This window comes from Alkalihalobacillus alcalophilus ATCC 27647 = CGMCC 1.3604 (assembly GCF_000292245.2).
In the GTDB taxonomy this organism is placed as follows: Bacteria; Bacillota; Bacilli; order Bacillales; family Bacillaceae_D; genus Alkalihalobacillus; species Alkalihalobacillus alcalophilus.
Map to the genome: position 1 here is coordinate 40,428 of NZ_ALPT02000027.1, position 14,115 is coordinate 54,542.

The window sequence follows — 14,115 nt, forward strand, 5'->3', positions numbered from 1 at the left end:
AAAAAAGAACCTCGAGTTATGTGGAAAACGACTCGAGGTTCTTTTACTTATTATCTTGAAAGATACTGTTCTTTCGGGCAATGGGCTAATTTCAATGGTTTCTTATTTTGTAGATTGATTTAATCTGATAGTTAATATCAAAAATATAATTATTAATATTACTAAATAAAAAGCTAAAGAAGTTAAAAAAATGAATAAACTGCTCTGAGGTGTAACCGGATAAAAGCTAAAGAATAAAAGAAAGCTTAAGATTGAACCTAGTAATAAAGCGATACCTGTCCATAAAGCCATTTCTTTCGTATAAAGGACTTTAATGGAAGTTATTTTCCATCCTAATATTTTATATGTGTCTATCTCTTTTTTTCGATTTTGTAGCATTGTGCTCAAGTTTTCAATAATGGTAATCAATGCAAGAATAAATGTACATATGATAATCAATTGATTCCAATTGCTTACAGATGCATTTATATGTTGACCTAGAAGGGTAAGATTTGTTTGAGCTACAGATTCTGTTAAGGACAGATAGACCAAAGAAGCTAAGCTGCTTACCATTAATATTTGAACAAAGGTAGCCCAAATACTTTGTTTATAGTAGCTAATATTCCTCCATAACAAAGATTTAGTGTGTTTGACCAATTTTGGATGTTGCTTTTTTTCTCTTTGTAAAAGGTGATTTACATGACGGTTGATCAGTAAATAAAGTAAAATTAAAGCGATCAATATAACAATAAATTGATAAAATAGTATTTGAAAAGACTGCTCTGTATAAAATATGACAGATGTTAATAGCCATATTGCGATCATAATCGCAGTAACAATAATTGAAAATACTTCTTTTAAATAAAGCTTTTTAATATCTTTATGTTCCCAACCTAGGATCTTTAATAAGTGAACATCAGCTTCTTTCTCTTTACTCCACACCTTAAGCCTGTTTACGATATAAATAATTGAAACGATAATAAAAGTAATGGCAAGTAAAGCGTTTGTAACATCCCATTGTCCAACAATTTGTCCAGAGGCCCCTAAGGTTGTCCAAGATTCTTGAACGGTTCCAACCCCTTCTATTTCAACATCGATTACTTGCAAAGAAGAACCGGCTACAATATCAACGTGAAGTCCTAAATCTTCTAGTTCAGTCGCTATCCTTTGGATTTCTTTTGCTGCATCAGGCGAGTATTCATTAAATCCAGCAATTTTCACTCTTATCGCATCAATTGGATTGTCACCCTTAATAAAACTGGCGGATTCAATATTTGTGATTCCTTCAGCAGGAGCGGTAACGTAACTACCTGCTGTAACGGTAGGTTTCATATTAATGGATTCTCCAGCTTCATTTATATATCTGACTGGTTCTAATTGATAAATACCAAGTGGGCTGGAGGCTAGACTTTCATCTTTATTCCCAATCTCATAAAAGCCAACTGCATCTATCATAATAGACAGCTCTGTGTCAGAATGCCAATGTTCTCTAATGCCTTCTCCCTGCTCTTCAATCGATCGATAAGTAGGGACACCTGCTTCTTCTCCAACTTGTTGAACCATTAATCCTTGTTCGGTTATGGTATATGGTACTGGATCAGCTAAATAATAGCGAGTAATATCGTTCCAACTAACACCACTTGCATAACTTACCTCACTACTATAGGTGTCGATATCAATGAGTTCTTGATTCTCAGTAACAACAAATCCTTTTGCTTCCGAATTAAAAGGTCTTAAATGCGGGCTTAAATCAATATGAGAACGAGTCGTATGAATCTCTGTATTGCTTAGTAATTCATGGAAAAAATGTTCGAATTCAGGTTCTAAGAAGAAACTAGAGAAAGTAGTCGTCCTATTATCAACTCCAAGTTCTTCTTCGAATATTTTTGTATCCTCTTCATTAAAGGGGAGTTCGCCAATTTCAATATTCATGTTGACTGATATTCCACTATCCTGCAGTTGTAAGACTGGAATAATTTCTACTGTGTCTAATATTTCTTGGCTGGAACCGAACCCTTGAGCACGTCCTTTCTTTTCTTCACCGAAAATGATGTCGGTGAAATCAATAGTTGTCAGCTTCTCTTCTTCTAAAGGGTCAATTGCTACTAAATGATGATATGTAACAGGAAGTGGAAAAAGAGCATGACGCCAATCAAGGTAAAAGAACATATCTTCATTTGTGACTAGGGGTATATAACTCCCAGAAATTTCAGGATCACCTAAAAATATAAGATCATAATTATTGTAAACATATTCATTGATTCCATCACTTGTTGTATATTCAACATGATAGGTTGAGGGTGCTTCTGGTGAGGGCAGAATTCCTAGTGTAGAATTTAAACCGGTAAAATAACCTAATGATGAAATAGGAGCTGCCACCTCGATATCTTCTCTTTCTTTAATTTGTTCCCAAGTCGAAAGAGAAATCCCTCCATTACCTCCACCTAAATAGTTTTCAGGTACAATATTTAATTCTTTTTCAATCTCAGTGACATTGGATGGTGGTCTTACTAAAATGTCGTAGCTTCCTCTTGAATGATTAATAATATCGGCATTAATTTGACTATGCATTTTTGTAATAGAGAACAGAGCAATAGGAATTACTAAAAAGATAATTATAAGGGAAATGATAAAATAAAAATTAGTATGTAATTTATTTGTAAGATTTTTTCTTATCATTCGTTTCATGGATATAATGCTCCTTTATATTACCATCTCGCATAGTTAGAATTTGATTTCCATAATGAATTAGTTTTTGATCATGGGTAACAAATAAAATTGTTATTCCCTTTGAGTGAGTAGCTTTTATAAGTTGCATAATGACATCTGTATTTTCACTATCTAGATTTCCGGTAGGTTCATCACATAGTAAAATTGCTGGTTCTGATAAAAGAGCTCTAGCAATCGCTACTCTTTGTTTCTCTCCTCCTGATAACTGTGTTGGAAAATGATTGGTTCTATGATCTAAGTTCACAGATGTTAACAAATGTTTAGCTTTAGTAATAAGATTTTTTTTATCTTGATAAGGCAATTGTGGCACAATTATATTCTCTAATACGGTATATTGATTAAATAGCTTAAAATCTTGATATATATATGAAATTGTATTTCTACGTAGTTCTTGAATCTCATTGTTATTGAGTTGAGCTAAATCTAAACCACTTATTTGAATAGCACCAGAAGTTAAAGGAAGTAAACCACCTACTACATTAAGAAGAGTTGATTTACCTGAGCCGGAAGACCCAACAATCGTAATCCAATCTCCTTGGTTTATTTTTAATGAGATTTTATTTAAGGCAATTGTAACGGGATTAGTTCCATATTTCACAATCACATCTTCTAAAATTATCATAATTAAATTCCTTTCTATTTATACAAATTACCCTTTAATAGAATGTTAAAGGGTAATTTGTGTTAAGTATTTTTAATTTAAGGGAGTCTATGAACTACTCTAGCAGATGTAACTTGTTGTGTTTGGTTAGATAGATTTGTTACGCTAAAATTTGCAGTCCAAGTTCTTAGTTGTTGGTTAGTTCGATAAGTATGCTGAATATTTCTAAGGACTCCAATTGTGTTATTTGAATCAATTGTTCTATTACCTGAACCATCACCTGGGTTGAACCTTACCGCATGTGCACCACTTCCTGACCAAGTAAGATTCCATGTAGCTGTACCAGTAGTACCACGTACTTCTTGATTTGATGGACTGACACTTGCTGCCTCACTTACACTTTGAAAACCAACGAACGAAGCAAGAGCTAAGGTTGCTGCAAAAATCTATTTTTTCATCTTTATTCCCCCATTATTATAAAATGACAGAAACAAATGATGTTTCTGTTAATTTATAATAACATAAAATAATGTAAATATGGTAATTTAATCAAAATAATATAAAATTTTGTGAGAATTTGAACGGATTAACTAATAGAAGAATCTCTTATTTGACTCAGGTTTTATTGAGTGCAAAAAGTATGAAAAGTTAAGCCTATAGACTTCTTAACATAGCGAGAAGTCTTAGCCGCTTGTAAACGAAAGTGAGCGGACGGAAAGTCTATGACTTTCCTTATGCTAAAATAAAAAGAAAAATCTGATAAGGAGTCGTTGTTTGCCATGAAGGAAGTTCAGCATTATTTAAAAGATTTTCAAAAAGAAAAAAATTGGGACATTCCAGAGAGTGAATTCCTCGAGACAAAAATGGCGATTTTGAACAATTATATGCTCCTAACAACAGAGGTCAGTGAAGTGGCAGAAGAATTTAGAGGGATTTTTACAAAGACAAAACAACTTCAGCAATCCGAGAATCTTACAGAGCAAGAAGCATTTTTACGAGCTAAAGAACTACATAAAGAAAACATAGGCAAAGAACTCGCTGATTGCATCGCTTATATCATGAAGTTTGCTAACTATTTCGAGATTGATATGGAGGAAAGCTTTTATAACAAAATGGAAGAAATCCAAAGGCGAATTTATATTGAAAGAAGATAACGAACAATGAAGATTATGGAGGAGGTTGATGGAGCGTTTGTTAACAGTTGATGAGGTTCTAAATATAAAAGAACCAGCTAGTTTGGTCCATATGTCAATATCTACCGATAATAAATGGCTTGCGTTTTGTTTAGACGAATATACAAAAAGTGAACAATCGATTGGTGTTTCAATGGCTGTCAAAGGTTATTCTCAATGGGTATGTAACCTTAAAACTAATGAAGCATTTCCTCTTACATCGGATGCGAATAGTAGTTGGGGAGGAGTCTGGTCCCCTGATGGGAAAACACTAGCCTTTTTTGCTGATATAAAAGGGAAGGCTCAGCTTTGGTTGTGGGATTCTTTAAGTGGAGAGTTAAATGTAGCATCAGACAAAATCGTACGTCCTTTTTTTGGGTTTGAAAAACCGATATGGATGAAAGATGGACGTAATATTATTGTGAAAACAATGCCTGATGGGCTATTTGAAGAAAGTAACTTTTATAATTTTGAAAATGATGAGTTGATTACTAATGAATCGGTTAGTACAGTTAAAGTATTTAAAACAAAAGAAGGAAATGGAACGGAAGGAGACTCGGATTTACTGCAATGGTTTAATCGGTATCGGGCTGATATAAGTGTAATCGATGTAATTAAAAGAGCTAAAACGATACTTTGTCGTGGGCTGAAACCAGTAGGAATGCAGTTATCAAAAGATGGTAAGACCCTTGCATTCACTAATTGTTTGGGGGAAGAAAAAAGAGATTCTCAACAAAATATTTATGAATTATGGGTATGTCGTTTGGTAATGCAAGAACGACTTCAACCCAAATGTGTGGCCACTAATATTCGAATGGAGTATGGTATTGGTTTTAGCTGGGGATTAGATAATCATTCTATATATTATACGACAAGTGGATCGCTAGCTGATGGTGGGTTGTGGGTAGTTCATACCTCTTCATTTGAAAAATCGCTTTTATATCATAATAAAAAGGTTCATTTAGGCCATGAATTTGAAATACCTAAACCTCTAGCTAATGGTAATGTAGCGATTGTTGCCAGAGGAAAGTTGTGGCATTATCGTTCTACATTGAACGAAATTGAAGAAGTTGTTACTGGGAAAGGACGAATAGTAGTTGCCGCTCTTGGTATAGATGGAGAGCATATTTTAGTTCAGACACATGAGTCAAAAGCAGCCTTATATGTTTTTTGGAAGGTTAACTTAATAACAGGAGAATTTATAAAGGTATTAGAGGAGCCTTTTGGTCACTTACCTTGGTTTGAAGGTGGGGCTGCAAGTAATTATCATAACGGAGAAGCGGTTCTTGCTTACTTTATTCAGAATGCTGACCAGCCACCAGCTTTGAAAGTACTTCATTTGAACACAAATGAATCTGAATTGGTAAATTTAACAACCTTAAATAATAAACAGCTCGGATCTTCCCAAATCCTGACTTGGAGTTTGAAAGGACGTAAGATGAGAGGGGCTCTACTCTTGCCTCAAAATATAAAAGAACCACTTCCTGTGATTATGAGAGTTTATGGGGGTGCTATGCAATCAGATTACATACGCCAGTTTGGATTAAGCTCTTCTAAATATGATAATCATCAATTGTTAGCATCCAGAGGTTATGCAGTATTTTTACCTGATTTGCCTATGTCTAGAGGAAATGAACCTGCAGATGAAATAACAGAAGCAGTTGAGGCGGCACTGGATGTGCTTGTTCAACATCCCAGTATAGATCCAGAGAGGATTGGCATCATTGGCCATTCATTTGGCGGCTACTCAGCACTTGTAGCAATCACAAGAATACAACGGTTTAATGCGGCAGTCGTCTCAGCTGGCATAGGTAATTTAATTTCTTTTTCGACCCACTTTGATGCTTATAATCCTGATCTTAACATGGTGTATGGTTTAGTAGAAGACGGACAATTTAACTTAGGTAAGAACTTATGGGAAGAAAAGGAAAGGTATATAAGAAATTCTCCTTTATTTGATTTTCATAATATTAAAACGCCTGTACTTATTATTCAAGGAACAAAAGATCATATATGTAAGGGAGAAGCTGGACCAATTTTTTCTGCATTAAATCGTTTAGATAAGACCGCACAGTTGGTTTTATATGATGAAGGTCATTGGCAAGGAGATTGGAAAGAGGAGAATATTAAGGATTATTATAAGCGAGTTTTCGATTGGTTTAAGTACTACCTTTAAGAGGGTAGAGCGAAAAAACACCTTTAAAGAGGTGTTTTTTTGTTGAGAAGTATTTGTAATTAAATTATATCTTCATTTTTTAGAGGGTTTAACTTGGGTGGATAGATTGTTTTATTAGTGAGAGATAATAAATAGTATTATATTTCTCGTGTGAAAAGTTAAAATTCTAAAAAAGACTTAGAACAAAAGCTTTATTAAATTTTGTCACCCTTAATTGTGACGAAATTGAGTTTTTATTTCATTGAGAGTGGCAGGGAAAGCGTTTACTCTAAAGGTAGAAATTATCTTAACTTTACTAACTCTTTATAATAAAAGGAGGATGAATATGTCGGAAAAGACGAGTTTTCGTACAAAGGTTCAACGTTTTGGAAGTAACTTAAGTGGCATGATTATGCCAAATATTGGTGCGTTTATTGCGTGGGGATTCATTACGGCGTTATTTATTGAGACGGGTTGGACACCTAATGAAAATTTAGCATCATTAGTTGATCCAATGATTCTTTATTTACTACCGTTATTAATTGGTTACACGGGCGGTAAGATGGTCTATGATGTCCGCGGGGGTGTCGTCGGTGCTACGGCTACACTTGGGGTTATTGTTGGTGCTGATATTCCAATGTTTATTGGTGCCATGATTATGGGACCACTTGGTGGGTACTTAATCAAAAAGTTTGATAAGTTAGTCGAAGGAAAAGTGAAATCAGGCTTTGAAATGCTTGTTAATAACTTTTCATCAGGAATTTTAGGGGCACTCTTAGCAATCTTAGCATTTGGTGGGGTTGGACCTATTGTTGTTACGTTAAGCGGTTGGTTAGCAAATGGTGTAAATACAATTATTAATTTAGGTTTATTGCCGCTTGCGAGCATTTTTATCGAACCAGCGAAAGTGTTATTCTTAAATAATGCAATTAATCATGGGATTTTAAGTCCGATAGCCTTAGATCAGGCAGCTTCAGCAGGGAAATCGATTTTGTTCTTATTAGAGACAAATCCTGGTCCTGGTCTCGGTATTTTATTAGCTTTTTGTATCTTTGGTAAAGGAATGGCGAAACAATCAGCACCTGGTGCCGTTGTAATTCATTTCTTAGGGGGAATTCACGAAATTTACTTCCCATACATTTTAATGAAACCTGCCCTTATTTTGGCGGCGATTGCAGGTGGAATGAGTGGAGTCTTTACATTTTCCCTACTTAATGCAGGGTTAGTAGCAACACCATCACCAGGAAGTATTATCGCATTAATGGCGATGACACCACGTGGAGAATACTTTGCTGTTTTAGCCGGTGTAATTGTGGCGACTGCTGTTTCCTTCTTAATTGCATCGATTATTTTAAAAACGGGTAAACAAGAAGAAGAGGATTTATCGTCTGCTGCGCAGAAAATGGAAGGTTTAAAAGGGAAAAAGAGTAGTGTTGCTTCTTCTTTTGAACAACAAAAAGTAGAGGCAACTCCTGCTCAAGAAGCAACAGACATTAATAAAATTGTTTTTGCTTGTGATGCTGGAATGGGTTCAAGTGCAATGGGGGCTTCTTTACTCCGAAATAAGTTAAAGAAAGCAGAAATTACGATGGATGTTACGAATACATCTATTAATAATTTGCCGGCGGATGCGGATGTAGTAATTACTCACAAAGATTTAACAGACCGTGCTCGTGCAAAAAATCCAAATGCGGAGCATATCTCAGTAGAGAATTTCTTAAACAGTCCAAAGTACGATGAGTTAATTGAGCGATTAAATAAATAAGGGAAAAGAGGGAGTTGCGTTGTACATTTCCGCACGAGAACGTTCGATATTAACGTTAATAGTGAAGCAGAACGATGGAATACCATTATCTGATATAGCTAAGTCGTTGGAAGTTAGTACACGCACGATCCAACGTGACCTTAAAGGAATTGAGGATATATTAGCTGAGTTTAACTTGTCCTTAAAAAAAAGTATAAATGGGTTTGGGGTTGTAGGAAATCTAGATGACCGCGTAAATTTAATGTCTTTTCTAGGGACATTAGACCATGAAGAATACACCCCAGAGGAGCGCCAAGTTGTGCTCCTCTCTCACCTTTTACACGTGCGAGAACCTGTAAAGTTGTATGCATTAGCGAATGAATTGAATGTGACGGTCGCGACCGTCAGTAATGATTTAATTAAAGTAGAAAAGTGGCTTAATCAATTCCAGTTGACCCTAATAAAGAAGCGTGGTTATGGGGTTGAGGTAGTTGGTGATGAAGTAATTATCCGCAGAGCTTTAAGTAAATTAATTAGTGAAAACTTAAATGAGGATTACTTCTATCAAATCCTTAGTGGTGTGGAAGAAGAACAAACGGCTATTTCAAGAGTTGTCTTAAAGCGTCTGATGCATTATGTCGATTTGGCTACTGTAAAAAAGGTAAAAGATACGATCGACAAATGGCGGATTACTTTAGTTGAGGAGATGGTTGATAGTTCATATGTTGGTTTAATCGTTCATGTTACATTGGCGATTGAGAGATTAAAACAAGGTGAGAGAATTGAGTTAAGAGGAGAGTATCTCGATTCTTTGCAAACGTATAAAGAGTTTGCCCTTGCCAAATCTTTAGCAGATGAGCTTGAAAAAGTGATGGATATCCAGATCCCAGATGAAGAAGTTGGCTATATCTCGATGCATTTACGAGCTGTAAAATGGATGAATCAAAAAGAAGAGGTATTAGAAGGTTCAGATTTACAATTAGCTGTGACGGTTAAGAAATTTATTGATGAAGTAGGGAAGGAACTTAATCTCTCTTTAGCAGATGATGCTCTTTACCAAGGACTAGTCGCTCATTTAAAACCGGCAATGTATCGAATGAGTCAAAGGATGAAAATTCATAACCCTCTTTTAGAAAAAATAAAAGACGATTATGCAGAGCTTTTTCACGCCGTCAAAACGGTTGCTAAACGTATCTTTCATTCGTTGGATATTCCAGATGAAGAAATTGGTTTCCTTGTTATGCATTTTGGTTCTGTATTAGAAATTAGGCGTAAGAAAGCTGAATTAAAAGCATTGGTTATTTGTTCTAGTGGAATCGGCTCATCAAAGTTGTTAGCAAGTCGATTAAATAAGGAATTTCCGGAGATTACAATGTTGAAAAATGCCTCTCTATTTGAATTAGGACAGTTTCAACTTAATGAATATGATCTAGTCATTTCAACGGTTCCATTACAAGGGGTCGACCATTACTTTCATGTGAAGCCGTTTCTATCAAAAGATGAAGTGCAAACAATAAGAAACTATCTTGATAACGTCTTAACTGAAAAAGCGGTTGTTTGGAAAGAGAACGCTCTTCAACCTAAAAAAGGAACAGCCCCACCATACAGTCAGCATTTTTTTAAAGTGGTTGGAGACATTAATGAAGATATCCAATTCATCTTACAACAATTTGAAGTCAAAGATTTAAAGCCTGATATTTTAGAGAATAACTTGGCATATTTATGCAAATCGTATCAAGAAAAGAAAATGATTGACTCCTATCAAGAGGTATTGTCAGCCTTGCTTGAACGAGAGAAATTAGGTGGTTTAGCGATTCCTGGAACGACATTAGCCTTGTTTCATACGCGACATCGACAAATTAAACAGCCGTTTTTCTCTGTTTATGACTTACAAGAACCTCTTTTGAGACGAGGGATGGATAATCAAAGCATTTTAGTAAAGCGAATATTGATTTTATTAGCGCCAGAGGAATTTGCAGAACATCGGTTAGCTCTTATGAGTTATATTAGTGCTTTAATTATTGAAAGTGAGTCAACAATCCAATTGTTTGAGCAAGAGGAAGAAATAGAGATAAAACAATTCCTTGCCAATCAATTTAAAACCTATTTGCAAGATATTTTTGAAAAGGAGTGGACAACATGAAACAAATTTTAGCAAAAGAAAACATTCAATTTAATGGACAAGCAAAAACAAAAGAAGAGGCAATTAAAGAAGTAGGAGCGATTTTAACAGAAAAAGGGTATGTAAATCCAACTTATGTAGACAAAATGTTAGAAAGAGAAGAGCTTACTTCGACTTTTATGGGGAATATGCTAGCGATCCCTCATGGAACAGATGATGCCAAAAAAGAAGTGATAGCATCTGGATTGGCCGTTCAAATTTATAAAGAACCGATTAATTGGAATGGTGAAAAGGTTCGTCTTGTCATTGGGATTGCCGGAGTTGGTGATGAGCATTTAGAAATTTTGTCTCAAATTGCCATTGTTTGTTCAGAAGAAGAAAATGTGAAGAAAATTGTTGAGGCGAGAGAGCCGAGTGAAGTATTAGCCCTATTCGAAGAGGTGAACTAATGATGAAGGCGGTCCATTTTGGAGCAGGTAATATCGGGAGAGGGTTTATCGGGTCTCTTTTACACCGTTCGGGTTATGAGGTTGTTTTCGTAGATGTCAATGCTGAAATAATTGATGAATTAAATCAAAAAAAGGCCTATACAGTTCATATTGCAGAAGAAAATGGACAGAATGAAACCGTCACAAATGTTAGAGGTTTAAACAGTCAAACTCAAATAGAGCAAGTGATTGAGGAAATTGCTTCCGCGGATATTGTGACGACTGCTGTTGGTCCAAACATTTTAAAATTCGTCGCCGAGCCGATTGCAAAGGGGTTAAAGCAACGAGCAGGGAAAGATGTATTTGTTATTGCTTGTGAAAATGCGATCGGGGCAACAGAGACGTTAAAGTCCCATATTGAGACGTATTTGACGGAACAAGAAATGGCCGAAATGGAAAAGGTCACAAGCTTCCCTAACTCAGCGGTTGATCGAATTGTACCGAATCAACAGCATGAAGAGCTTCTAACGGTAGCGGTTGAACCTTTTTATGAGTGGGTTATCGATGAAGCGGCGATTCATACGAGTCGACCTGAAATTAGTGGTGCCACCTTTGTTCAGGACTTAACGCCTTATATTGAAAGAAAGCTATTTACGGTTAATACAGGACATGCGATGGTTGCTTATTTAGGATTTGCTAGAGGGATTGAAGCGATTAATGAAGCGATTGCTGATGAGACAATTGAGCGTATGGTCAGAGGGGCTTTAGAGGAAACGTCGACCTTATTAACGGAGAAGTACGGCTTTGATCGTGCTGAGCATAAAAGGTATGTAGAAAAGATTTTAAACCGATTCAAAAACCCATATCTCTCTGATGATGTCAAACGAGTGGGGAGAGGTCCACTTCGAAAGCTTAGTTTTAATGAAAGATTTATTAAACCGGCCCGTCAATTAGTTGAACTTGGATATGAACCAAAGGCCTTATTAGAAGGAATCGAAGCGGCGTTTCAATTTGATGTTCAATCCGATGAGGAAAGTGTCCAGCTACAACAAATGTTGGCACAAAAAGAGCTAAAAGAAGTCATTGTTGAAGTAACAGGGTTAGATAAAAACAGTGCTCTTGTTGAAGAAATTGAGAAAAGAATAAGCTAATTAAAAGTCGGTAGGGGAAACTTAAAGCGTTTCTTCACCGGCTTTTTTGTCGAAAATAAAGACTATCAAAAACAGGTCATTTATATTAGGATAAAGGTATTGATAAAAAAACGAGGAGGAATAAGATGGAAATTCGTGATACATATAACACAAAAAGAGTTCATCTTGTTAGCTTAACATTAATTTGTATTTTGGTGCTGTTGTTAATTGTTCCGGTTGTCATGGACAGAGGTTTGCAGGATACTATTCCAATAGTAATTGCTTGTGCTGGGATCGTTCTACTAAGTGTTTTGAATTATTTTCTACCAATTTCAGAGTATTTGAAAGGGTTTACATTTGCTTTAATTCCAAATTGTGCGGCTCTTATCCTCCTTGTTTTAGACGGCTTCACTTTAAATAAGCATTATATTATTATGGTCACCATTGGTGTAGTTGCCCTTTATTTTAAGAAAAATTTGATTCTCTCTTTTGGTATCTTTTTAAATATTGGTTTAATCACCATTTATCTAATTGGACCAGAGCAATTACTTGGAGCCGACCATCAACTTAAGGCGATGGTTACGATTTTAGCAATGATGAACGGTATTTTAGTAGTCTTATATTTATTAACCAAATGGGGACGTGAATTAATTGAGCAATCGTATCAGAAGGAATTAAGAGCTAATCAATTATTAGAGCAGCTCCAAGAGACGTTCGAAGCGATCGAAAAAGGGACAGATCAATTAGAAGATAACGTCACTCACTTTAATACAAATATCGAGACTATTTATGAATCCAGTCACCATATGCTCGATGCTGTACAGCAAATGACCGCAGCGATACAGGAGGAATCCAATAGCCTCCATGTGGTGAATATAGCAATGGGGAATTCGTTACAAAAAGCGAATGAAACAGTCAACATATCAGAAGGAATTGTTGAAACATCTAATTCAATGAATGGACGAGTAGCGGATGGTTTAGAAAAAATAAAACAAGTCTCCAATCATGTGGGGACTGTGCATTCGTCGATTCGTTTAACGACAACAACCGTTACCGATTTACAGGAGAGTTTAACTAAAGTCAATAGTTTGTTAGATGGGGTCAAGAAGATTGCCGAACAAACGAATCTATTAGCCTTAAATGCCGCAATTGAATCGGCACGAGCAGGGGAACATGGTAAGGGTTTTGCGGTAGTCGCTGATGAAGTTCGTAAATTAGCGGAGCAAAGTGAAGAAATAACCGTAACGATTACAGATGTGACAACGACCCTCTTTGAGAAATCGCAACTTGCCCAAGAAAAATCAGTAGAAGGTGAACGTGCTGTTAAAGAGGGGGCACACTTACTGGACGCTGTTGCTGACTTCTTTTACGAAATTAAAAATTCTTATCAACAGACGAATGTGGAGCTCACAAAGGGAATGGATGAAATTAAAGGGGCAACTGAGCATTTTATTGATATTCAAGCACAAATCGAGAATGTCGCCAATATATCAGAAGAAAATGCAGCTTCAACAGAAGAAATATTATCAACCTTAGAAAATGAGCACAACTTAATAACGAAAATGAACCAAGCGATAGTGGAGATAAAAGAATTAAGTGCTGAATTAAGAGCCCTCGTTCATCATGAGAAAAAATAAACAGGACCACCGTAAGAAACATTAAATGAATTGGGAAAGCGATGAGAAGGTTAAATCACCTCTCATCGCTTTTTTGGCAGCTTTAGGAGCATACTTCTTTTAGGGTGGAGGGGCAATTAGTTTAAGAGAAGATGCAGGCACAGGTTCAGACTTTAGGGAGGAAAGTCAGAAGGAGAGGCTGTGCACGCGTCGGCAGGTTCAGACTTTAGAGAGGAAAGTCAGAAGGAGAAGCCCCGAACGAGTCGGCAGGTTCAGACTTTAGGGAGGAAAGTCAGAAGGAGAAGCTAGGTACGCGTCCGCAGATTCAGACTTTAGGGAGGAAAGTCTGAAGGAAAAGCTGTGCACACAGCCACAGATTCAAACTTTTAGGGAGGAAAGTCAGAAGGAGAGGCTGTGCACGCGTCCGCAGGTTCAGAC

The 14,115-nt window shown here is 36.2% G+C and carries 10 protein-coding genes; 8 read left to right on the forward strand and 2 right to left on the reverse strand.

What is annotated here, in order from left to right; all coding sequences use genetic code 11:
- Positions 1-102: 102 nt before the first annotated feature.
- The gene (locus BALCAV_RS09180) at positions 103-2,667 is read right to left on the reverse strand and encodes an ABC transporter permease (RefSeq protein ID WP_003322011.1); all 2,565 of its coding nucleotides are present in this window, start codon (positions 2,665-2,667) and stop codon (positions 103-105) included.
- A complete protein-coding gene (locus tag BALCAV_RS09185) occupies positions 2,633-3,331 on the reverse strand; it encodes an ABC transporter ATP-binding protein (RefSeq protein ID WP_003322012.1) in 699 nt (232 codons plus the stop codon). The genes BALCAV_RS09180 and BALCAV_RS09185 overlap by 35 nt, the downstream gene beginning before the upstream one ends.
- Before the next feature lie 219 nt (positions 3,332-3,550).
- Here BALCAV_RS09185 and BALCAV_RS23080 point away from each other — a divergent pair, with 219 nt between their 5' ends.
- The 8 genes from BALCAV_RS23080 (at position 3,551) to BALCAV_RS09220 (ending at position 13,698) form a co-directional block, all read left to right on the forward strand.
- Positions 3,551-3,676 carry a hypothetical protein gene (locus BALCAV_RS23080; protein WP_268746799.1) on the forward strand — a complete coding sequence of 42 codons (126 nt, stop codon included), beginning with the start codon at positions 3,551-3,553 and terminating at the stop codon, positions 3,674-3,676.
- A gap of 413 nt (positions 3,677-4,089) precedes the next feature.
- On the forward strand, positions 4,090-4,464 hold the full coding sequence (locus BALCAV_RS09190) for a MazG nucleotide pyrophosphohydrolase domain-containing protein (RefSeq protein WP_003322013.1): 375 nt from the start codon (positions 4,090-4,092) through the stop codon (positions 4,462-4,464).
- 37 nt (positions 4,465-4,501) lie between these two features.
- On the forward strand, positions 4,502-6,658 hold the full coding sequence (locus BALCAV_RS09195; RefSeq protein ID WP_235213096.1) for a S9 family peptidase: 2,157 nt from the start codon (positions 4,502-4,504) through the stop codon (positions 6,656-6,658).
- 325 nt (positions 6,659-6,983) lie between these two features.
- Positions 6,984-8,402 (forward strand): PTS mannitol transporter subunit IICB, encoded by a 1,419-nt coding sequence (locus tag BALCAV_RS09200; protein ID WP_003322015.1) that lies wholly within the window; start codon positions 6,984-6,986, stop codon positions 8,400-8,402.
- A gap of 19 nt (positions 8,403-8,421) precedes the next feature.
- Entirely contained in the window at positions 8,422-10,524 is a 2,103-nt protein-coding gene (locus BALCAV_RS09205; RefSeq protein WP_003322016.1) for a BglG family transcription antiterminator, read from the forward strand.
- Positions 10,521-10,952, forward strand: a complete 432-nt coding sequence (locus tag BALCAV_RS09210) for a PTS sugar transporter subunit IIA (RefSeq protein WP_003322017.1) — start codon at positions 10,521-10,523, stop codon at positions 10,950-10,952. The genes BALCAV_RS09205 and BALCAV_RS09210 overlap by 4 nt, the downstream gene beginning before the upstream one ends.
- A 2-nt stretch (positions 10,953-10,954) precedes the next feature.
- Positions 10,955-12,082, forward strand: a complete 1,128-nt coding sequence (locus tag BALCAV_RS09215) for a mannitol-1-phosphate 5-dehydrogenase (RefSeq protein ID WP_040323823.1) — start codon at positions 10,955-10,957, stop codon at positions 12,080-12,082.
- Positions 12,083-12,207: 125 nt separating this feature from the next.
- Positions 12,208-13,698 carry a methyl-accepting chemotaxis protein gene (locus BALCAV_RS09220; RefSeq protein ID WP_003322019.1) on the forward strand — a complete coding sequence of 497 codons (1,491 nt, stop codon included), beginning with the start codon at positions 12,208-12,210 and terminating at the stop codon, positions 13,696-13,698.
- Positions 13,699-14,115 lie beyond the last annotated feature (417 nt).

Coding starts and splice junctions, on each gene's coding strand:
- BALCAV_RS09200 (WP_003322015.1), top strand. CDS start 6,984: ATGTCGGAAAAGACGAGTTTTCGTACAAAGGTTCAACGTTTTGGAAGT.
- BALCAV_RS09220 (WP_003322019.1), top strand. CDS start 12,208: ATGGAAATTCGTGATACATATAACACAAAAAGAGTTCATCTTGTTAGC.
- BALCAV_RS09185 (WP_003322012.1), bottom strand. CDS start 3,331: ATGATAATTTTAGAAGATGTGATTGTGAAATATGGAACTAATCCCGTT.
- BALCAV_RS09210 (WP_003322017.1), top strand. CDS start 10,521: ATGAAACAAATTTTAGCAAAAGAAAACATTCAATTTAATGGACAAGCA.
- BALCAV_RS09215 (WP_040323823.1), top strand. CDS start 10,955: ATGAAGGCGGTCCATTTTGGAGCAGGTAATATCGGGAGAGGGTTTATC.
- BALCAV_RS09190 (WP_003322013.1), top strand. CDS start 4,090: ATGAAGGAAGTTCAGCATTATTTAAAAGATTTTCAAAAAGAAAAAAAT.
- BALCAV_RS09180 (WP_003322011.1), bottom strand. CDS start 2,667: ATGAAACGAATGATAAGAAAAAATCTTACAAATAAATTACATACTAAT.